Annotated in this window: 15 protein-coding genes; 7 read left to right on the plus strand and 8 right to left on the minus strand. The window is 62.3% G+C overall.

Annotated elements, in window-relative coordinates; all coding sequences use genetic code 11:
- Window positions 1–50 precede the first annotated feature (50 nt).
- The 3 genes from glnD (at window position 51) to ACSBQQ_RS22025 (ending at window position 4100) form a co-directional block, all read left to right on the plus strand.
- Window positions 51–2714 (plus strand): bifunctional uridylyltransferase/uridylyl-removing protein GlnD, encoded by a 2664-nt coding sequence (glnD, locus tag ACSBQQ_RS22015; RefSeq protein WP_039567408.1) that lies wholly within the window; start codon window positions 51–53, stop codon window positions 2712–2714.
- Between the two features lie 42 nt (window positions 2715–2756).
- Complete coding sequence (dapD, locus tag ACSBQQ_RS22020; RefSeq protein WP_004931932.1) at window positions 2757–3581, plus strand: 2,3,4,5-tetrahydropyridine-2,6-dicarboxylate N-succinyltransferase; 825 nt, start codon at window positions 2757–2759, stop codon at window positions 3579–3581.
- Window positions 3582–3710: 129 nt separating this feature from the next.
- Window positions 3711–4100, plus strand: a complete 390-nt coding sequence (locus tag ACSBQQ_RS22025) for a DUF3461 family protein (protein ID WP_004931929.1) — start codon at window positions 3711–3713, stop codon at window positions 4098–4100.
- A 57-nt stretch (window positions 4101–4157) separates the two neighbouring features.
- On the opposite strand, the gene ACSBQQ_RS22030 is transcribed toward ACSBQQ_RS22025, so the two are convergent.
- From ACSBQQ_RS22030 to ACSBQQ_RS22050, 5 genes are all read right to left on the minus strand, one after another.
- Complete coding sequence (locus ACSBQQ_RS22030; protein ID WP_016929894.1) at window positions 4158–4610, minus strand: flavodoxin; 453 nt, start codon at window positions 4608–4610, stop codon at window positions 4158–4160.
- 33 nt (window positions 4611–4643) lie between these two features.
- Window positions 4644–5414 carry a tRNA pseudouridine(65) synthase TruC gene (gene truC / locus ACSBQQ_RS22035; RefSeq protein WP_033635741.1) on the minus strand — a complete coding sequence of 257 codons (771 nt, stop codon included), beginning with the start codon at window positions 5412–5414 and terminating at the stop codon, window positions 4644–4646.
- A gap of 60 nt (window positions 5415–5474) precedes the next feature.
- Window positions 5475–7823, minus strand: coding sequence for a penicillin-binding protein 1C (pbpC, locus tag ACSBQQ_RS22040; RefSeq protein ID WP_060435836.1), 2349 nt, complete (start codon window positions 7821–7823; stop codon window positions 5475–5477).
- 49 nt (window positions 7824–7872) lie between these two features.
- Window positions 7873–13848: an alpha-2-macroglobulin family protein gene (locus ACSBQQ_RS22045; RefSeq protein WP_060429305.1), complete on the minus strand. Its 5976-nt coding sequence runs from the start codon at window positions 13846–13848 to the stop codon at window positions 7873–7875.
- A 146-nt stretch (window positions 13849–13994) separates the two neighbouring features.
- Entirely contained in the window at window positions 13995–14321 is a 327-nt protein-coding gene (locus ACSBQQ_RS22050; protein ID WP_033649825.1) for a YqcC family protein, read from the minus strand.
- Between the two features lie 178 nt (window positions 14322–14499).
- On the opposite strand from ACSBQQ_RS22050, the gene ACSBQQ_RS22055 reads away from it, so the two are divergent.
- Window positions 14500–15738: an MFS transporter gene (locus ACSBQQ_RS22055; RefSeq protein WP_033649802.1), complete on the plus strand. Its 1239-nt coding sequence runs from the start codon at window positions 14500–14502 to the stop codon at window positions 15736–15738.
- A gap of 609 nt (window positions 15739–16347) precedes the next feature.
- Here ACSBQQ_RS22055 and syd read toward each other — a convergent pair.
- Complete coding sequence (gene syd / locus ACSBQQ_RS22060) at window positions 16348–16896, minus strand: SecY-interacting protein (RefSeq protein ID WP_060388399.1); 549 nt, start codon at window positions 16894–16896, stop codon at window positions 16348–16350.
- A gap of 63 nt (window positions 16897–16959) precedes the next feature.
- Here syd and queF point away from each other — a divergent pair, with 63 nt between their 5' ends.
- The 3 genes from queF to xni all read left to right on the plus strand — a co-directional run bounded on the left by queF (window position 16960) and on the right by xni (window position 20173).
- Window positions 16960–17805, plus strand: a complete 846-nt coding sequence (queF, locus tag ACSBQQ_RS22065) for an NADPH-dependent 7-cyano-7-deazaguanine reductase QueF (RefSeq protein WP_060426859.1) — start codon at window positions 16960–16962, stop codon at window positions 17803–17805.
- Window positions 17806–17997: 192 nt separating this feature from the next.
- Entirely contained in the window at window positions 17998–19362 is a 1365-nt protein-coding gene (gene ppnN, locus ACSBQQ_RS22070) for a nucleotide 5'-monophosphate nucleosidase PpnN (RefSeq protein WP_019455737.1), read from the plus strand.
- A 52-nt stretch (window positions 19363–19414) separates the two neighbouring features.
- Window positions 19415–20173 (plus strand): flap endonuclease Xni, encoded by a 759-nt coding sequence (gene xni, locus ACSBQQ_RS22075; RefSeq protein WP_060429304.1) that lies wholly within the window; start codon window positions 19415–19417, stop codon window positions 20171–20173.
- A gap of 39 nt (window positions 20174–20212) precedes the next feature.
- Here xni and rlmM read toward each other — a convergent pair whose 3' ends face one another.
- Together rlmM and ACSBQQ_RS22085 are read right to left on the minus strand one after the other, a co-directional pair.
- Window positions 20213–21316 (minus strand): 23S rRNA (cytidine(2498)-2'-O)-methyltransferase RlmM, encoded by a 1104-nt coding sequence (rlmM, locus tag ACSBQQ_RS22080; protein ID WP_060429303.1) that lies wholly within the window; start codon window positions 21314–21316, stop codon window positions 20213–20215.
- A complete protein-coding gene (locus ACSBQQ_RS22085) occupies window positions 21309–21704 on the minus strand; it encodes a DUF423 domain-containing protein (protein WP_086556952.1) in 396 nt (131 codons plus the stop codon). The genes rlmM and ACSBQQ_RS22085 overlap by 8 nt, the downstream gene beginning before the upstream one ends.
- Between the last annotated feature and the right edge of the window lie 3 nt (window positions 21705–21707).

Below are 21707 nucleotides of genomic sequence, written 5' to 3' on the forward strand. Positions count from 1 at the left end.
AGAATATCACCAGGCCGGCTTTTGCCGGCCTTTTTTATGGGCTGCGCACTATGTCTGACAATCTCCTTCAACAGGCGGCCCCGGCCGTGCCGATGCCGCCCGCTTCCCCCAGCACCTACGGCGACGAAGAGCTCACCTGCCCGATGCTGAAACAGCGGCTGGAGCAGTTCCAGCTGTGGCTAGCGGCGGCGTTCGACGCCGGCTCCAGCGCCGAAAGCCTGGTGGCGGCGCGCAGCGACTTTATCGATCGCCTGCTGCGCCGGCTGTGGACGTTCTACGGCTTCGAAGATATCCCGGAAACGGCGCTGGTGGCGGTCGGCGGCTACGGCCGCGGCGAACTGCACCCGCTGTCGGACATCGACGTGCTGGTGCTCAGCCAGCGCCGGCTGACGGAACAGCAGTCGCAGCGGGTCGGCGAATTCATCACCCTGCTGTGGGATCTCAAGCTGGAAGTGGGCCACAGCGTGCGCACTCTGGAAGAGTGCCTGCTGGAAGGGCTGGCGGATCTGACCGTGGCCACCAACCTGATCGAATCGCGTATGATCTGCGGCGACGTCGCGCTGTTCCTGCAGATGCAAAAACATATCTTCAGCGACGGCTTCTGGCCTTCGCCGCAGTTTTTCCACGCCAAGATCAACGAGCAGCAGGAGCGCCATCAGCGCTACCACGGCACCAGCTATAACCTGGAGCCGGATATCAAAAGCAGCCCCGGCGGCCTGCGCGATATTCACACGCTGCTGTGGGTGGCGCGGCGCCACTTCGGCGCCACTTCGCTGGACGAAATGGTCGGCTTCGGTTTCCTCACCCAGGCCGAGCGCAACGAGCTGAACGAGTGCCAGAGCTTCCTGTGGCGCATCCGCTTCGCGCTGCACCTGGTGCTGCCGCGTTACGACAACCGCCTGCTGTTCGATCGCCAGCTCAGCGTGGCGCAGCTGCTGCGCTATGAAGGCGAAGGCAACGAGCCGGTCGAGCGCATGATGAAAGACTTCTACCGCATGACGCGGCGCGTCAGCGAACTGAACCACATGCTGCTGCAGCTGTTCGACGAGGCCATTCTGGCGCTGGACGCCACCGAGAAGCCGCGCCCGCTGAACGACGATTTCCAGCTGCGCGGCGATCTGATCGACCTGCGCGACGAAACGCTGTTTATCCGCGAGCCGCAGGCCATCATGCGCATGTTCTACCTGATGGTGCGCAACCGCGAGATCAAGGGCATTTATTCCACCACCGTGCGCCAACTGCGTCACGCGCGCCGCCACCTGAAACAGCCGCTGTGCACCATTCCGGAAGCGCGCGATCTGTTTATGGCCATCCTGCGCCATCCCGGCGCGGTGTCGCGCGCGCTGGTGCCGATGCACCGTCACAGCGTGCTGTGGGCCTATATGCCGCAGTGGGGCAAGATCGTCGGGCAGATGCAGTTCGACCTGTTCCACGCCTATACCGTCGATGAACACACCATCCGCGTGCTGCAGAAGCTGGAGAGTTTCGCCGACGACCAGACCCGGCCGCGCCATCCGCTGTGCGTGGAGTTGTATCCGCGCCTGCCGCACCCGGAACTGCTGCTGCTGGCGGCGTTGTTCCACGATATCGCCAAAGGGCGCGGCGGCGACCACTCGATCCTCGGCGCGGAAGACGTGGTGGAGTTCGCCGAACTTCACGGCCTCAACTCGCGTGAAACCCAGCTGGTGGCCTGGCTGGTGCGCTGCCACCTGCTGATGTCGGTCACCGCGCAGCGCCGCGATATCCAGGATCCGACGGTGATCCAGCAGTTCAGCAGCGAAGTGCAGAGCGAAACCCGCCTGCGCTATCTGGTATGCCTGACGGTGGCCGACATCTGCGCCACCAACGAAACCCTGTGGAACAGCTGGAAACAGAGCCTGCTGCGCGAGCTGTATTTCGCCACCGAGAAGCAGCTGCGCCGCGGCATGCAAAACAGCCCGGATCTGCGCGAACGCGTGCGCCATCACCGCCTGCAGGCGCTGGCGCTGCTACGCATGGACAACATCGACGAAGAGGCGCTGCACCGCATCTGGAGCCGCTGCCGAGCCGACTATTTCCTGCGCCACTCGCCGAATCAGCTGGCCTGGCACGCCCGCCACCTGCTGGCCCACGATTCCACCCAGCCGCTGGTGCTGGTCAGCCGCCAGGCGACGCGCGGCGGCACCGAGATCTTCATCTGGAGCCCGGACCGCCCTTATCTGTTCGCCGCCGTCGCAGGCGAGATGGATCGCCGCAATCTGAGCGTGCACGACGCCCAGATCTTCACCAACCGCGACGGCATGGCAATGGACACCTTTATCGTGCTGGAGCCGGACGGCAGCCCGCTGGCGCAGGATCGCCACGCGGCGATCCGCCAGGCGCTGCTGCAGGCCATCACCCAGCGGGAGTATCAGCCGCCGCGCGTGCGCCGGCCCTCTTCCAAGCTGCGTCACTTCAGCGTGCCGACCGAGGCCACTTTCCTGCCGACCCATACCGATCGCCGCAGCTACCTGGAGCTGACCGCACTCGACCAGCCCGGCCTGCTGGCGCGGGTGGGCGAAGTGTTCGCTGACCTGGGGCTGTCGCTGCACGGCGCGCGCATTTCCACCATCGGCGAGCGGGTCGAGGATTTGTTTATCCTGGCCGACGGCGAGCGGCGCGCGCTCGACCAGGAAACGCGCAGAAAGTTGGAGCAACGGTTGACAGAGGCCCTCACCCCAAACGATAAAATGTGATACAAGTAACTTTTTACCGACAACATCAGGAAAGAGAACAGCATGCAGCAATTACAGAACGTTATTGAAAGCGCCTTCGAGCGCCGTGCGGACATCACCCCGGCGAACGTAGACACCGTAACGCGCGAAGCGGTAAACCAGGTGATCGGCCTGCTGGACAGTGGCGCCCTGCGCGTCGCCGAGAAGATCGACGGTCAATGGGTCACCCATCAGTGGCTGAAGAAAGCCGTGCTGCTCTCTTTCCGCATCAACGACAACAAGGTGATGGACGGCGCGGAAACCCGCTACTACGACAAGGTGCCGATGAAATTCGCCGACTACGACGAAGCGCGCTTCCAGAAGGAAGGTTTCCGCGTCGTGCCGCCGGCCACCGTGCGCCAGGGCGCGTTCATCGCGCGCAACACCGTGCTGATGCCGTCTTACGTTAACATCGGCGCCTACGTCGACGAAGGCACCATGGTCGACACCTGGGCCACCGTCGGTTCTTGCGCGCAGATCGGCAAAAACGTTCACCTGTCCGGCGGCGTCGGCATCGGCGGCGTGCTGGAGCCGCTGCAGGCCAACCCGACCATCATCGAAGACAACTGCTTCATCGGCGCGCGCTCCGAAGTGGTGGAAGGCGTGATCGTGGAAGAAGGCTCGGTGATTTCGATGGGCGTATACCTCGGCCAGAGCACCCGCATTTATGACCGCGAGACCGGCGAAATCCATTACGGCCGCGTGCCGGCGGGTTCGGTGGTGGTTTCCGGCAACCTGCCGTCGAAAGACGGTTCCTACAGCCTGTACTGCGCGGTGATCGTCAAGAAGGTCGACGCCAAAACGCGCGGTAAAGTCGGCATTAATGAGTTATTGCGCACTATCGACTAAATTGAAATAGCGGGTGATTCACCCGCTATTTTTTTGTCTGCGTTTCGCTGGCAGTCACAGTCGCAGACCTCGCTTTCCGCCATAATCGCAGTCGTGGAATATAACGATCACATCTAAAGAGGGCGCAGTATGTACGATAACTTGAAGAGTTTGGGCATCAATCAACCGGAAGACGTCGATCGCTATAGCCTGCGTCAAGAGGCCAACAACGACATCCTCAAGATCTATTTCCGCAAGGACAAGGGCGAGTTCTTCGCTAAAAGCGTGAAGTTCAAGTACCCGCGCCAGCGTAAAACCGTGGTGGCGGACAACGCCGGCCAGGGCTACAAGGAAATTCACGAGATCAACCCGAACCTGCGTTACGTGATCGACGAACTGGATCAGCTGTGCCAACGCGATCAGGTGGAAGTGGATCTGAAGCGTAAAATCCTCGACGACCTGCGCCATCTCGAAGGCGTGGTGTCGCACAAGATTGCCGAGATCGAAGCCGATCTGGAAAAACTCACCCGCGGCAAGTAATGCGGATCGGTTGATCCGCATCATCGCCAAGGCGCCCTTTCGCGGCGCCTTTTTACTTTACGATTGCAGCAGCGTGCCCCACTGCTCGACCCACGGGCAGGCGGCCACTTCCGGCTCCGGCTGTTCCATCGCATCGATCTCCAGCACTTCGCCAACGCGGGTGGCGCCCTGCTCCTGCAGCAGCGCGTCGAACGCGCGCCCGGCGCCGCAGAAGTTGTCATAGCTGCTGTCGCCGAGGGCGATCAGCCCATAGCGCAGCTCCGGCTGGTAGCCGACCTGATCGCGAATGGCGTGGAACAGCGGCGCGATGCTGTCCGGCAGATCGCCCTGCCCGGTGGTGGAGGTAATCACCAGCGCGTAGTGCTGACGGTAATACTGCCAGGCCTCCAGCGTGCCCTCTTCGAACAGTTTGACCTCATGGCCCTGTTCGCTGAGGATGTTTTGCGCCTCTTCCGCCACCAGCAGCGAATTGCCGTAGACCGTTCCCACGAAGATACCAACCTGAGCCATGGCTCCTACTCCCTTCATTACCTTTAAAAATTGTCAGCTATCCTGACCGTTAGCCGCGCTAAACTCAACCCCGGCAAGTTCAGGGAATACTCCCGCCCAGCCGAACTGCGTCATCACCCCTTGCCAGTCTTCGTCCCAGCGCGCCGTCACCCGCAGCGCCTCACCGGTCACCGGGTGCGTCAGCTGCAGATGGCTGGCGTGCAACATCAGGCGCGGGCAGCCGAAATGCTGCGCCATGCCACGGTTCTGCCGCAGATCGCCGTGCTTGCTGTCGCCGATGATCGGATGGCGAAGATGCGCCATGTGGCGCCGCAGCTGGTGCTTGCGGCCGGTTTCCGGCTGCAGCTCCACCAGGCTGTAGCGCGCGCTGTCGTAGCGGCCGACGGCCACCGGCATCTCTACCTGCGCCAGCGGCCGGTAGTGCGTCACCGCCGGCTGCGGCCCTTTATCGGCATCGGCATGTTTATCGGCGATTTTGTCCAGCTCCGCCGTCAGCGGGTAGTCGAGGGTCGCCCCCTCCTGCACGTAGCCGCGCACCACCGCATGGTAGGTTTTCTGCACCTGATGCTGCTCGAACTGCAGCGACAGCAGACGCGCCACCTCGCTGGAGAGCGCCATCAGCAGCACGCCGGAAGTCGGGCGATCGAGACGGTGCACGGTAAAGACGTGCTGCCCGAGCTGATCGCGCACCGTCTGCATCATAAAGCGGGTCTCATGACGATCCAGCCAACTGCGGTGTACCAACCAACCCGACGGCTTGTTCACCGCCACCAGGTGTTCATCCTGATACAAAATCTCAATCACATCGCTTTCCCAGGTCAATAGCCGTTTCGGGCGCGAGTATAACAGGCGTGCGGCTCAGCGCTAGTTCACCCATTCGATGGTCACCAGCCGCATATCGGCGCGGCCGCGATCGTCCACCGCCCGAATGCGGTAGCGCCCGTTGTCGATCGGCCGCCAGTCGATCGGCTTTTTGCTGGCGCTGCTGCCGAGATAGATATCGTCAACGAACCAGTACACCGTCTTGCTGTCGGCGTCCGTCACCGCGTTGAAGGCGATTTTATCTCGCCCCTGCTGCGACTGGCGCAGGGTATAGGTGGTGTTTTTCAGCGGCGAAGTGATGCGCGGCGCGTTGCCGCCGACGGCGATGCCGTTGTCCTTGCAGCGGTTGACCGGCGGCGCCCGCTTCGGCAGCCCGGCCTGGGCGAACACGTTGGCCAGATCGGAAGGCCAGAACTCAAAAATTTCGGTACGGGTCTGCGCCGCGTCATACGGCGGGCAAACGACCTCGCCGCTGTGAATATCCAGCACCACCGGCCGATAGACGCTGTCGACCTTGATCGGCGACTTGCCGGGAATGAACCAGGTCTTGCCCTTCTGCTGGCACCACGGCGTCGGCAGATCGCCGCTGGCGAGGCAAATATCCACCCGCCGCAGCCGTTGGGGGAACGGGTGCTTCGGTTCCCGCAGGCCGGGGTAGCTGGCATTGACGCTGTCGATGATGTTGAAGAACAGCGGCGCGGCCGCCTCGGCGCCGACCAACGCATTGTTGCCGCGCCCATCGAAGTTGCCTTCCCACACCACCAGCACGTAAGGGCCGAAAATCCCGACGCTCCAGGCGTCGCGAAAGCCCCAGGAAGTGCCGGTCTTCCAGTACACCGGCAGCGAAGAAGAACGCTGCGCCAGCGTATCGCCCGGCCGCCGGTGCTGGCGCAGCATATCCAGCGTGATGAAACTGGCCTCCTCGCTCAGCAGCCGCACCGGCGTCGATTCGGCCTCGTTCAGTTGCATACGAAGCGGCCGCAGCTCGCCGCGGTTCGCCAGCAACGCATACAGCTTCGCCAATTCCTGCGCCGTCACCTCGCCGCCGCCCAGTACCAGCGACAGCCCGTAGTGGCTTTCGTTGGCCATATTGGCGACGCCGGTCAGGCGCAAAAACTGATAAAAGGTCGGCTGGCGCAGCTGCGAGGCAACATACACCGCCGGGATGTTGCGGCTGAAATTCAGCGCGTCGGTGGCGGTCACCGGGCCGAGAAAGCGCCGGTCGAAATTTTCCGGCGCATAGGCGCCGAACGACGAAGGCACGTCCTTCAGGATGGTCATCGGATGCAGCACGCCCTGCTCCATGCCCAGCGCGTAGATGAACGGTTTGAGCGTCGAACCCGGCGAGCGTTTGGCGTTGGTGCCGTTCACCTGCCCCTGGATCGGCCGATTGTAATAATCCGCCGATCCCACCAGCGCGCGCACCCCCATATCGCGGCTGTCCACCAGCAGCACCGCGGCGTTTTGGATGCCGCGGCTGCGGTTGCGGGCGATAAAGGCATTGACCTGCCGCTCAACCAGCCGCTGCAACCCGGCGTCCAGCGTGGTGTCGACGCGGGTATCGCGCTGCACCAGTTGCTGCGTCTGCTGGCGCAGCTGTTCGATAAAGTGCGGCGCGATATAGGGCACTTGTTCGGGCTGGCGCAGCGCCAGCGGCAGGCGGAACAGCGTTTGCTGGCTGGCGTCGGTGGGGTAAACCCGCTGCCAGCGCTGGAACAGACGGTTGCGCGCCTGGGTCAACGCGGCGCCGAGCACGCCGGTTTTCGGCTCCAGACGGTAGCTGGGCGACTGCGGCAGCACCGCCAGCGTCAGCGCCTCCGGCAGGGTCAAATCCTTCGGCGACTTGGCGAAATAGATCAGGCTGGCGGCGCCGATGCTTTCGATGTTGCGGCCGTAAGGGGCGTAATTCAGGTAGGCTTCCAGGATATCGCGCTTGGAGTAGCTCAGTTCCAGCTGCACCGCACGCAGCACCTGCAGCAGCTTGCCGCCCGGCGTGCGGGTGTTGAGATGCCAGCGCATGCGCGCCAGCTGCATGCTGATGGTCGATCCGCCCTGCATTTTGCCGCCGGCGACATAGCTGCGCCAGAAGCCGCGCATCAGGCTGACGGGGTTAAAACCGGGGTTGTAGTAGAACCAGCGGTCTTCGTGCAGCAGCAGCCCGCGCACCGCCAACGGCGACACCTGCTCCAGCGGCGTCCACAGCCGGTAGCGGTCGTCGTTGGCCAGGGTGATGCGCAGCAGCGCGCCGTGCCTGTCGTAATAGACGGAAGACTGCGGCAGCCCCTGCCACAGGGGCGGATGCGGCCACAGCCGAATCGCGGCCAGCAGCAGCGCCAGTAAAAACACCGCCATCAAGCCGTTTTGCAGCACGCGCCCGGTCAGGACCTTCATACGTTCTCACCACCCCGGCGCCAGACGCTGGCCTGGCGCCGGAGCCGGCCTAGTCGTTGCCCGCCGGCACCACCACCAGCTTGCCGCCGCCGGCCGACATCGCCTGTACTTCACGATCGTACATGGCTTCGCCGTAGGCCGGTGGAACAATAAAGCTGCCGGTATTGGTGGCCTTGATCTGATAGACGAACTCCTGTACCTCGGTGCCGGCGCTGCCGTAGATAATCACCCGATCTTCACGGATATCGCTGTAATCCGGCGCCCAGGTGGAGCCAGAGGCGGCCAGTGGCGACTGCCAACCGCCGCGGTCTTCGCTCTCCTCGCCGGCGTCGGCCGGTTCCGGCGGCGTTTGCTGCACCACTTCGAACCCGCCCGGCAGCAGATCGACGATCGCCAGGTTGCTCTGCCCCTCTTTCGAGTTGGCGCGCACCTTCAGATGGACGTTGATCTTCTGCCCCAGCGTCACCTGCGTCACCGGCTTGCCCTGTTCGTCGGTGTAATCGCGGACGATCTCAATGCCGCGCGACAGCGCTTTTTGCGGCGCATTCAGGTCGTAACCGGCCTGCGTCACCACATACCAGGCCGGCGCATTGCCGCCGTTGGTGAAGCGCACCGCGGTGGCATCGGCGTTGAACTGCCCCTGAACGAACAACCCCTGCAGCTCACTGATGCGCTGCGGCTCGCCGCCGCTTTTGCCTACCTGCACGATGCCCAATGCATCCGCATTGGCGGATTGCGCCGCCACCTGGGCCGAATAGCTTTCCAGCGCCAGAATGCTCATCGCGGAGGAGTAGGTGGTATAACGCTCTTCTTTCAGCGCCTTGACCATATTCTCCAGCACCTGCGGCGGGATCGACGCCACCTTCTCCGGGAAGTGACGGGTAATCAGATACAGCCGCGTCGCATCCTGCACCAGCGGATCGAAATAGTTCTGCGTCCACCAGGCGCTGTCATACGCCTTGCTCAGCTGCTGCCAGCTCGGTTGCAACAGCGCGGCGGCTTCGTCGTCCATCTTCAACAACCGATAGGAAGAAGCCAGATACAGCGCGCTCAGATCGGTTTTCCACCCTTCGCCATAGCGTTTTTGCAGCGTATCCTGCACCGCCGCCAGCGAGTTGGTGGTCACTTCACCCTGCAGCGTCAGCAGGTAAACCGCCCAGCTGCGCAGGCGCAGCAGATACAGATCGTCGAATCCGCTGGCCGCCAGCTCGCGCAATGCGCCGTTGGCCTCGTCCAGCATGCCTTCCGGCAGGGCGTAGCCCGCCGCTTTGGCTTCGAGCAAATACTGCACCACATAAGGCGTGACGAAAGGATCGGCATCCGGCGACGAACGCCAGGCGCCGATCGCTCCGCTGTCGTTCTGGCGTGCGCGCAGCACGCCAAGCAGGTTGCGCAGCTGCTTGCTGACTTCCGCCTGGCTCAGGCTGCTTTTCATCTCGGGGTGGCGGCTCTGCAGCATCAGCGGAATTGAGCGGCTGACGATCTGCTCGGAACAGTAATACGGGTAATCCGCCAGGTATTGCGCCAGCCCGCTGGTCAGCACCAGCGGCGAATTCGACACCGCCGCCCGGCGCTGCGCGAAAGCGTCAAACATCTGGCGCAGGCCATCGACGTTCTGACTGCCGCCGCTCATGCGCCCCATCACCGACTGGGTACGGTACGGCGCCGCCGGCCGCACCGAGGTGCTGACAGTGCGGCGGCTGGCCTGGTCGCCGTAACGGGCGTCGAACACCAGCGGCGCATCGCCCAGCACGGCTTTGGCGCGCAGGCGGAAAGCGATCACGCCTTCGCGTTTTTCCGCCAGCGTCAGGCTTTGCGTCGCGTTGCCCACCACCTCCAACTGCTGCGGCGGCGTCAGTAGGACATTGATAGCCACCGACTGACCGTTCAGCCCGTCGAGGTTGTTGCTGACGCCCACGCTGACGTCGAACTCGTCACCCGGCGCCACCATCGCCGGCACGTTCGGCGTCATGATGAAATTGTCGCGCACCGTGGCGGCGGTTTGCGCCTTGCCGATTTTCTCCGGGGTCACCGAAATCGCCATCACGCGGATCTTGCCGTTGAAGTAGTCCGGCACCGGGTAAACGAACTGCTTCTCGCCGCTGACCTCGGTAATGCCGGACCAATAGGCCACCGGCTTATCGCGCTTACGCTTGAACGGGTTGAGGTTGAGATCCAGCCCCTCGCCCGCATCGCCGCCCGGCGCCGCGGTCAGCGCCATCAGCTTGCTGAACTCCGGCAGGATCAGATCGAGGATCTGCGAGCTGCTCACGTTCAGTTCGCGCTTGCTGAAGAAGAACTCCAGCGGATCCTTCAGGCGGTAGCGCGCCACCTGCAGAATGCCCTCATCGACGGCGAACAGCGCCACCTGCTGCGGCGCGTCGGTCTTGACGGTCATCGTCAGGTTTTCACCCGGCTTGATGACCTCCGGCGCCGTCACCTTGAGGCTGTTTTGCCGCGCCTTGGTGCTGATCTTGAACGGCATCACGCCATAGCTCAGCGGGCTCATGAAGATCTCGCTGGAGTTGATATCGCGCACGAACTGCACGTTGATGTAGCCGTTGCCCTCCATGCCGGCCGGCACGCGGATCTTCTGCACCGAGCTGGTGGTGTCGGTGTGGAACCACTGCCAGGCGTAAACCCTGTCCTTCTCGATGGTGATCAAGCCGCTGCCGGTATATGGCGCGTTGATCGCCACCTCGATCCCTTCGCCCGGCTGGTATTCCGCCTGGTTCAGTTTCAGCTTCAGTTCGGCGTTGCGATCCAGCGAACGGCTCAGGTTGGCGTTGCCGGCCACGCTGTAGGCGACGCGGTTGAGCGTTTTGCCCTGCGCATCTTCAATCACCAGCACGAAGTCGCCCGGCTTATCGGTCGCCAGCCGCAGATCCGCGCCCTGCCCGCTCAGCGCCAGCGGCTGTTCCGACAGCTGCACTTCCTTCATCTTCGACTGGTATTTGTAAACGCCCGAATCCTGTTTGGTCAGCACCGAAATGTATTTCTGCTCGATCAATACCTGCTTCAGATTCGGCAGGGCGATCTGTTGCAGATTCGGATCGATGGCGATCACGTTCAGATGCCGCTCCGCGTCGCGGTTGATGTAGCCCAGATCGCCGTCCGCCTTCACCCCGATCAGGTAATCGTAAGGCGAAACCAGCGTGCGGGCGGTCGCCGCCACCGAGCGCCCGCCGCCGGCGACGAACGCCTCCGACAGCAGCTGCAGCTGATAAGTGGCGTCGGCGTAGGATTTCAGATCGAGCGGGATATCGGCCGCGCCGTGCTCATCGGTGGTGCGATCTTCCAGCTCGGTTTCGAACCCGTCGCTGTTTTGCCGATTTTCATAGAACGCATAATCCGGGAAGCGATCGAAGCTCGGATACATCGGCCGCAGCGTCAGCCTGGTGCTCACGCGGCGATCCTGCGCCGGGGTGCCGAACAGGTTCTGCACATCGATGCTGGCCTTCAGCTCGGACGGTTTGACCCAGCCTTGCTGGCGGTTCGGCGTCAGCGCCAGCTTCACTTTCAGCTGATCCGGTTCGAACTCCTTCACATTGACCGCGGTATGGCCGAGCAGCGTGGAGGTATCGTTGTTTTTGCCGATCAGATACAGATAGACGTTCCACTCGCCGGTAGGCGAGTTTTCATCGGTGGTATAGCTCAGCTCATTGAAACCGCTGGCGCCCAGCGTCAGCGGCACGGTGGTCATCAGCTTGTCGCGCGGATCGCGGATTTCGGCGCGCACCGGCACGCCGGCCAGGCCAACGCCCCAGTCGGCGGCGCGGGTGATGAGGCCGATGTTAAAGGTATCCCCCGGCCGATAAACGCCGCGATCGGAGAACAGGTAACTGCTGAGCGTGCGCGGATCGGTCGGCGTTTGTTCACCGGCGACGTCGAAGCGCGAGAAGTCCAGCCCGCGATCGTTATAGCTGCCGGTCGGCAGGAAGGAGACATCCCCCTCCTTTTCCACCAGGAACATCACCGGCTGGCGCTCGTTGGTGTACACGTCGAGCGCCGGGAAACGCACGTGGCCGTCGGCCCCGGTGGTTTGGCTGAGCAGCGTCACGCCATTTTTGGCCACCACCGACACGTTGGCGCCACTGACCGGCGCGCCGCTTTGAATCGACTGCACAAAGACGTCGCGCGTCTTATCCTGCGAGCTCTTGGCGACGATGCCCAGATCGGTCACCACCACAAAGCGCGAATCGCCGACGTCGGGCTGATCTTCCCCGGTGCTCTCGTCCGGTTCCTGTTCTGGCTCGGCGCCCGCCTCTTCCGCCGCCGGTTTCCGGTTCGGCTGCCATTCGGACAGCGTCAGCAGGAATACTCCGCGATGGGAACTGGCGTTGGTGGAGAGATAGCGGGAGAGATCGATGCCCTGATAGTTCACTTCCCCCGGCCGCTCGTTGTTGAGCGCCGTCTGGTATTTGAAATGCTCGGTGAAATATTCGTCGTTGAGCCGGTTGAATTCCGTTGACGAGTATTCCCGGCTTTTGAAGGAGACGATGTGCTGCAGCTGACTCGGGATCACCCGCTTGATGTCCAGCCGCAGGCCCGCCACGTTGCGCGCCGCCACGCTGATCTGTTTGTCGCCGTTGACCGACAGCAGCGAGCCTGCGGACATGAACTGCAGCGATTTCGGGAACTCCGGCACTTCGACCACTCGATAAACCTTCTTCGGCATTTTGTAACCGCCGACGGAGACCAGCTGGTTGTCTATCTCGATCAGCACGAAGCGGTGCGCCGGAGCTTCAAAGCGGAAGCTGAACTGCGGCTGGTAGGCCTCTTCCGCCTCGTTAAGCGTCAATGGCAATGCCGTCGCCTGCGCCAGCACGTTTTTACCGACGCTGTCGACCGTCCATTGATAGAAATCTTCAGCATCGTTGGCGGTCTCGGCATCGCTCGGATCGTGCTGCGGCAGCAGCCAGGCTTTGGTGGCCCGCGCCAGCTCTTTATCCTTCACCGCATCGCTGAAGCCGACCACCAGCGCACGCTGCCCTTGGCCGCCGTCGGTATCCACCACCTGGGCGCTGGCGTCGCTCAGCGCCAGGCTGTACAGCGTCGGTACTTTGACCCAGTTGCTTTTCGCCTCAGCGACCGCATTGCCGGCCGCCGTCGATTTAACGCCTTTGCCGACGGTCAGATGCACAGCACCGCCCTGATCCAGCGCCTGCAGCGGCTCGGAATGCACCCAGGCGTTCAGTTTTTTCTCGTCATAGACCAGGGAGAAGTTCAGCTTTTTCTCGGAGGAAGCGCTGCCCTCCTTCAATCCCAGCGAAATCTGTTTTTCAAAGCTGGCGACGTCGACCGGCGCATTGAACTGCAAATTGAAAATCGCGCTGCGTTTCTGCGCATCTTGCGGATCGCGGTAATACTCGGCCTGCCCCAGGCGGTAATCGAACGCGGGCACGGTGAAGGCATAGCGGGTTTTGGCGAGCTTGACCTGCGGCGCCAGCAAGGTGGCGGGCTCGAGGGTTACGTCATATTTCGCGCCCATCGGCAGCGGTTTTTTCGGCGTGAACACCAGCGTCGACTCATTGCGCCACGCCCACTGCCCTTCTGCAGCCGGTTTGAGGATGATGCCGGCGCTCACGGTTTTACCCACCGCGCTTATTGCCGCGGCCGAGCCGCTGAAGGTCAGGCTCACCGTTTGCGGCGCCTGCCGGGCGGCGGCGTAGTCTATCGGCTCGGGGTTGGCCAACTCGGCGCTGATCTCCTGAACCGCCATTGGCGCCGGTTCGATGGGCTGGGGGCGGTTTTGCCACCAGTGCCAGCCGTAAAACGCGCCGCCTGTGGCGCCCGCCAGCAGCAGCAAGCCCAAACCGATCGCTTTCGGGTGTTTATCTACGCCGCTTTCGAGCCGCAAAAAACCGCGCGGCAGCGCAGCCCACCAGGCCGGCGCACGCCAGCTGAGGTTGCCGACCAGCGGTCTCAGCAACCGCCCCAACAGCGACAAAATCCCGCCCAGCAGGCGGCAAACGCCCTTAACCAGGGTAAAAGGCAAACGCAGGATAAACCTTAATAAATCCATTATTGCAGCACCTCATCATCCTAATGCAGCCCCCGGTCAACCGCCGCGGTTCAACCGAGCCGAAAGACGCCTTCGGCTCTCCTGCCCGGCATCCGCGCGAGTACTCTACACTGCCGGGCGGCAAAAATCTGCGCGCCGCCGGCGAATTACGGCGCTTTATTCAACATCAAATCCAGCTGTTGCAGCAGCACCAGCAGCGGCAGGCTGCTCGGTTCACGATCTTTCAACGCCTCTTCGAAATAAGGCGTGATGGCGAAGCGCGTCGGCAGCGGCGCTTCGGCGTCCAGCAACGCATACATGCGCGGCAAGAACACCCACTGCAGCCAGGCTTCGGCCGACATGCTGTCGATGCAGAACGGCTCGGTGCTGGAGAAAGCCTCATGATCAGGCGGCGCGGCCTGCCACAGCGCCAGATCGCGCATGGATTGTTCAATCGCCTGCAAACTGCAGCGCACCTGGTTATGTATACTCATCTGCATTCCCGATCTCTTTTCATTATGGTATTCAGCGCGCTGGCTGAAAGGCGGCAAAGCATAGCATTTTTATAGCCCAAATTCGGCGCGTCTGAGACAGCCCGCCGTTTTTATCTGGTGGCGTCCGCCGCCGCGCGGCACAATAGGCCCACCGAGTTCACCACACAGATAAAGATTCATGTCCGTAATAACAGAGAGAAAAAACCACGCGACGCCCGGTAAGGCCATGCTGGCTTCGGTCACCGGTTACGCCATGGACGGGTTTGACCTGCTGATCCTCGGCTTTATGCTGCCGGCCATCAGCAGCGAATTAGGATTAACCTCATCGGCCGCCGGTTCGCTGGTCACCTGGACGCTGATCGGCGCGGTGCTGGGCGGCGTGATCTTCGGCCACCTCAGCGATCGCTTCGGCCGAATCCGGGTGCTCACGATCACCATCCTGATGTTTTCCCTGTTCACCGGCCTGTGCGCCGTGGCGCAAGGATATTGGGATCTGCTGGCCTATCGCACCCTGGCGGGCATCGGGCTGGGCGGCGAGTTCGGCATCGGCATGGCGCTGATCGCCGAAGCCTGGCCGGCGGAGAAGCGCAACCGCGCTTCGGCTTACGTCGGCATGGGCTGGCAACTGGGCGTGCTGGCGGCCGCCTTCCTGACGCCGCTGCTGCTGGAACACATCGGCTGGCGCGGCATGTTTTTGGTCGGCCTGCTGCCGGCGCTGGCGTCATTCCTGATCCGCCGCACTCTGGGCGAACCGGAGGAATTCGTACGGCAGAAAGACGCTGGGCAATCGCTCTCCTTCCTGCAGCGTTTGCGCCTGCTGTTCAAGGATCGCGCCACCAGCAGGGCCAGCATCGGCATCTTCATTCTCTGTTCGGTGCAGAACTTCGGTTACTACGGCCTGATGATCTGGATGCCGACTTACCTGGCGAAAAACTTTGGCTTCTCGCTCACCAAGTCCGGCCTGTGGACGGCGGTGACGGTGGTCGGCATGACGTTCGGCATCTGGCTGTTTGGCGTACTGGCCGACCGCTTTCCCCGCTGGAAGATCTTCGTGCTGTATCAGGTCGGCGCCGTGGTGATGGTGATCGGTTACGCCCAGTTGAGCGACCCGACGCTGATGCTGTTCGCCGGTGCCGTGATGGGCATGTTCGTCAACGGCATGATCGGCGGCTACGGCGCGTTAATTTCCGATACCTACCCGGTGCAGGCACGCGCCACCGCGCAGAACATCCTGTTCAATCTGGGGCGCGGCGTCGGCGGCCTGGGGCCATTGGTAATCGGTGCGCTGGTGACGCAGGTGTCGTTTACCGCGGCCATCAGCCTGCTGGCGGCAATTTACCTGCTGGATATCTACGCCACGCTGTTCCTGCTGCCGAAAAAACAGGGCGCAGGCGATACGCTGGGCGCGATTGGTTAACGCTGAAGAGGGATTAAGGCAGGGCCGCACGCGCGGCGGAATAGAACAAAAGTTGGGGGCACTGCGTTAACAGTGCCCCCGGTTCGTTTTATAGCTATCCCGCTACACAGCGTGCTCCCTGCTCAATCCTTGAAAACTTTTCCTGCGGCCATCCTGACCAAGCGATCCTTGCATCATCCTGCAGCATCGTCCTGACGCGGTTCCTCAGCCTTCCTGACCCGCCGACAGTCCTGTGCCGGCTCTCAATCTCCGTCCTGGAGGTGTCCCTGGTTTCTATCCTGAAACATCCTGGGCATCTCCTGACGCCATCCTTCGCTCTTGCCTGAGCGCATCCCTTTCTTCTTCCTGAAGCTGCATCATCCTGATGCTTTCCTGCTCCGCCGGTTCCGTTCCGGTAACGATAAGATCGCTTAAATTCCCCGGAATCACAAGGGTTTGGGAGGTGTCTCACACTAAATTAAGCCTAAGAGTTATCCTAAAGAAATTCTAACCAATTGATCTGGATAACAATAATCTCATCGCCTGGAGAAAGGCGGGAAAAATTAAGAGCGATCTCTCACAGCCCGTGTGAGAGATCTCGCACACGGGCGACGGCGAATCCGTCGCCATTCAGTCCAGCACCGGGCGCAGCGCATCGAGGAAATTCCCCAGCGTCGCCGCCAGCAGGGTACGCTTATCGCTGCCGAACTGTTCCAGCACCACGTTGCCGCTGACGTTGCACAACGACACCATCGTCATCTCGGATTCGGTGGTCGCCAGGAACAGCGTTGGCGGCAGCTTGAGGCGCTTTTGCGTCACCAGATGGCCGATCAGGTTCTCCTGCAGGCGGATAAAATCCTCTTCGCTCCAGACCTGCAGCAGGCTCAGACGATGCTCGCCGAACTGCGCGCTCATGTCGCCGGCGTATTGCTGCGTGTAGAAACGGTGCGCGTCCGACTGCAAACGCAGCTCCAGCGCGGCTTCTACCTTTTCCAACGTCGCCGCCGGTTCGAAAGGCTGTGGCAACCACAACACTTCGTCCTCGCGGTTCTCCACGATGCAGGGCGACGGCACGCCGTACAGCGCCTGGCTGGCCGGCGCGTGGCCGCGCTCTTGCTGCCACAACTCGACATAGCGTTGAGTGAATTCACGCAGAGCGTGCGATACATCATGGTCCATATTCTTTCCCGCATACGTTAAACTGACGGCCATTGTACCTATCTCTGACCAAGGTGACAGCAGATGTCCTCATATCAAGACCACCAGGCCCTGTCGGGGCTGACGCTGGGCAAACCCACCGCCTACCGCGATCGCTACGACGCCTCGCTGCTGCAGGCGGTGCCGCGCAGCATGAACCGCGAGCCGCTGGGGCTGTACCCCGATAACCTCCCCTTCCACGGCGCGGACATCTGGACGCTGTACGAGCTCTCCTGGCTGAACGCCAACGGGCTGCCGCAGGTGGCGGTCGGTGAAATCAGCCTCAACGCCGACAGCCTGAACCTGATCGAATCGAAAAGCTTCAAGCTGTATCTCAACAGCTTCAACCAAACCCCGTTCGCCGATTGGGAAACGGTGCGCAGCACGCTGCAGCGCGATCTGTCCGCCTGCGCCCAGGGCGAGGTGAGCGTCACCCTGTTCAGCGTCGAGCAGTTGGAAAGCACGCCGATCGCCCGCCTGGCCGGCGACTGCATCGATCAGCAGGATATCCGCATCGACAATTATGAGTTCAACGCCGACTACCTGCTGAACGCCGCCGGTGAAGAGGTGGTGGAAGAGCAATTGGTCAGCCACCTGCTGAAGTCCAACTGCCTGATCACCCATCAACCGGACTGGGGCTCGGTGCAGATAAGCTACCGCGGCGGCAAGATCGATCGCGAAGCGCTGCTGCGCTACCTGGTCTCCTTCCGCCACCACAACGAATTCCACGAGCAGTGCGTCGAGCGCATCTTTAACGATTTGATGCGCTACTGCCGGCCGCAAAGCCTGACGGTTTACGCCCGCTACACCCGCCGCGGCGGGCTGGATATCAACCCGTGGCGCAGCAACGTCGAATTCGCCCCCGAGCGCGGCCGCCTGGCGCGCCAATAAGTGCGAAACATTGCTCAACAACTGAGCTAACGAGCGGTTTATGTTGGTAAAAGCGCAGGGACGGCGGTAAGGTTAAAACGAGGCTGCGGCCGGGCGGAACGCCCGCTGCGCCGCAGCACGCCAACCATAACGAGATGCTGTTTTGCTGCGTATGGATTACTACCGCCCCGCACCGGGTGCAAAGGAGTTACCTTGATTACACACATCAGCCCGCTTGGCTCTATGGATTTATTGTCGCAGCTGGAAGTAGACATGCTGAAGCGCACCGCCAGCAGCGACCTGTACCGCCTGTTCCGCAACTGTTCGCTGGCCGTGTTGAACTCCGGCAGCCAAACCGACAACAGCAAGCAGCTGCTGTCACGCTATGAAACCTTCGACATCAACGTGCTGCGCCGCGAACGCGGGGTGAAGCTGGAGCTGGTCAACCCGCCGGAAGAGGCGTTCGTCGACGGCCGCATCATCCGCTCGCTGCAGGCCAACCTGTTCGCCGTACTACGCGACATCCTGTTCGTGCACGGCCAAATCGCCAGCGCCGGCCGTTTCCAGCACCTGAACCTGGAAAACTCGGCCCATATCACCAACCTGGTATTCTCGATCCTGCGCAATGCACGCACGCTGCATCTGGATGAAGATCCCAATATGGTGGTGTGCTGGGGCGGCCACTCGATCAACGAGAACGAATACCTGTACGCGCGCAAGGTCGGCAGCCAGCTGGGCCTGCGCGAGCTGAACATCTGCACCGGCTGCGGGCCGGGCGCGATGGAAGCGCCGATGAAAGGCGCGGCGGTCGGTCACGCGCAGCAGCGTTACCGCAACAGCCGTTTCATCGGCATGACCGAGCCGTCGATCATCGCCGCCGAGCCGCCAAACCCGCTGGTGAACGAGCTGGTGATCATGCCGGACATCGAAAAGCGCCTGGAAGCCTTCGTGCGCATCGCGCACGGCATCATCATCTTCCCGGGCGGCGTCGGCACCGCCGAAGAGCTGCTGTACCTGCTGGGTATTCTGATGAACCCGGAGAACAGCGAACAGGTGCTGCCGCTGATCCTGACCGGGCCGAAAGAGAGCGCCGATTACTTCCGCGTGCTGGACGAGTTCATCATGAACACGCTGGGCGATGCCGCGCGCCGTCACTACACCATCATCATCGACGATCCGGCGGAAGTGGCGCGGCAGATGAAGAAAGCCATGCCGCTGGTGAAGGAAAACCGCCGCAATACCGGCGACGCCTACAGCTTCAACTGGTCGATTCGCATCGCGCCGGATCTGCAGCTGCCGTTCGAGCCGACCCACGAGAACATGGCGAACCTCAACCTGTATCCGAACCAGCCGCCGGAGCAATTGGCCGCCGCGCTGCGCCGCGCGTTCTCCGGCATCGTGGCCGGCAACGTGAAGGAAAACGGCATCCACGCCATCGAGCAGTTCGGCCCGTACAAGCTGCACGGCGAGCCGCAGATGATGAAACAGATGGACAGCCTGCTGCAGGGCTTTGTCGCCCAGCACCGCATGAAGCTGCCGGGCAGCGCCTATGTGCCCTGCTACGAAATCGTCGCCTGACCCTCAATCCCGGGCGGCGTAACGGCCGCCCCGTTTTCTGACCTTGCCGCCCATGATGATACACCTACTGATTGTCGACGCCCTGAACCTCATCCGCCGCATTCACGCCGTGCAGGGTTCCCCTTGCGTCAACGCCTGTCGCCACGCGCTGCAGCAGTTGATCCAGCACAGCCGCCCGACCCACGCGGTGGCGGTCTTCGACGAGGACGATCGCCGCGACAGCTGGCGTCACCAAATTCTGCCGGACTACAAGGCCGGGCGTTCGCCGATGCCGGAAAACCTGCAGCAGGAGATGCCGCAGCTGCGCGAGGCCTTCGCCGAACTGGGCGTCGCCAGCTGGCATTCTCCCGGCAACGAGGCGGACGATCTGGCGGCCACGCTGGCGGCGAAGGTCGCCGGCGGCGGCCACCAGGTGACCATCGTCTCCACCGACAAAGGTTACTGCCAGCTTTTGGCGCCGAACGTGCAGATCCGTGATTACTTCCAGAAACGCTGGCTGGATATGCCTTTCGTGCAGCAGGAATTCGGCGTGCAGCCGCAGCAGCTGCCGGACTATTGGGGGCTGGCGGGGATCGGCAGCAGCAAGATCCCCGGCGTGGCGGGGATCGGGCCGAAAACCGCCGTACTGCTGTTGCAGCAGTCGGGCAGCCTGGATGGGCTCTATCAGCAGCTGGAACAGGTGCCGGAGAAATGGCGCGGCAAGCTGGAGCGGCACCGCGAGCTGGCCTACGTCAGCAAACACGTCGCCACGTTGCGCACCGATCTGTCGCTGGACGGCAACCTGCAGCAGTTGCGCCTGCCGATACAATAAGGGCGCTGCAAGCAGCGCCCTTCATCAAGCTTAACGCGATTAATCGCGCTCATCGCGCCGGCCCGGCACCGCCGACCACATGCGGCGCACGTGTACGGTGATCTCTTCGCGGTCGTGATACAGCTGCTTGGCATGCACTTCGACGCTGATGCCGGCAGCGCCCAGCGCTTCGCGGATACTCATCAGGTTTTGCGACACTTCCTCATAGCGCTTTTTCATCGGCAGCTTGAGGTTAAAAATCGCTTCGCGGCACCAGCCTTTCACCAGCCACTGAATCATCAGGCTGGTTACCTTCGCCGGCTTCTCCACCATGTCGCACACCAGCCAGTAGATCTTGCTGCTGTTCGGCTCGAACTTGAAGCCGTCGGCGCGGTGGTGCGTCACCTGGCCGGTTTCCATCAGGCTCGGCGCCATCGGGCCGTTATCCACCGAATGCACCATCATGCTGCGTTTTACCAGCTGATAGGTCCAGCCGCCCGGGCAGGCCCCCAGATCGACCGCGTGCATGCCGCTGGCCAGGCGTTCGTCCCACTCGTCGGCGGGGATGAACACGTGGAACGCTTCTTCCAGCTTCAGCGTCGAACGGCTCGGCGCATCGGCCGGGAAGCGCAGACGCGGAATGCCCATGTAGAACGGCGAGTTGTTGTTGCTGTAGGAGTAACCGACGTAGCAGCAGCCCGGCGCGATGAAGAACACGTGCACCACCGGGCGAGTGGGGTTCTCGCGCGCCATCAGCACCTTCTGCTCGCGCATCGCGGCGCGCAGCGGCACCGTCAGCTTGCGGCAGAACTTCATCAGCTCTTTGCTTTCGTTGGTGTCCGGCACTTCCACCCGCAGCTCGCCGCCGCGGTCAACCACGCCGATCAGCATGCCGACAATCGGCGATACCCGATCTTCCGGCGGCAGATCGCGCAGCAGCTCGCCCACCACGATCATCTGGCGGGCGAAAATCAGTTCGCGGAACGGAATTTCCCGCGCCAGGCGATCGGCATCGTCCGGCTGATAGCATTCGAACAACACGTAACCGCTGTGCTCTTTTACCCGCGCAAAGCCGAAAATCTCCCGCTGGGCGGCTTTGTCGGTGATCTCCGCCGCACACTCTTTTTCAAAGCCAGGGCGGCAGTACAACGCAATCTTATTCATGGCGCTCGGCCTTTTTCCTCAGACGCAAAGCGCCAATCAACATCAATATCCAGCCGATCAGGAAGCACATGCCGCCAACCGGCGTGATGTATACCCAGACCTTCAGGTGCGACAGCGCCAGGCAATAGAGGCTGCCGCTGAACAACACGGTGCCGAACGCCAACAGCGCTCCGCTCCAGTAAAACCACAGGCTCACGCGGCGCTGCATCGCGACCGCCAGCGCCAGGATGGCCAGGGTGTGGAACCCCTGATACTCCAGCCCGGTGCGGATCCAGGCCATTTCGTTGGCGCCGAGCGTGCCGCTTAATACATGCGCGCCGAATGCGCCCAACGCGACAAACACAAAGCCGCTGATAGCGGCGAAAACCAGCATGGAACGGCTGCTCATCGT

Source organism: Serratia sp. G204Y (assembly GCF_051172435.1).
In the GTDB taxonomy this organism is placed as follows: Bacteria; Pseudomonadota; Gammaproteobacteria; order Enterobacterales; family Enterobacteriaceae; genus Serratia; species Serratia sarumanii.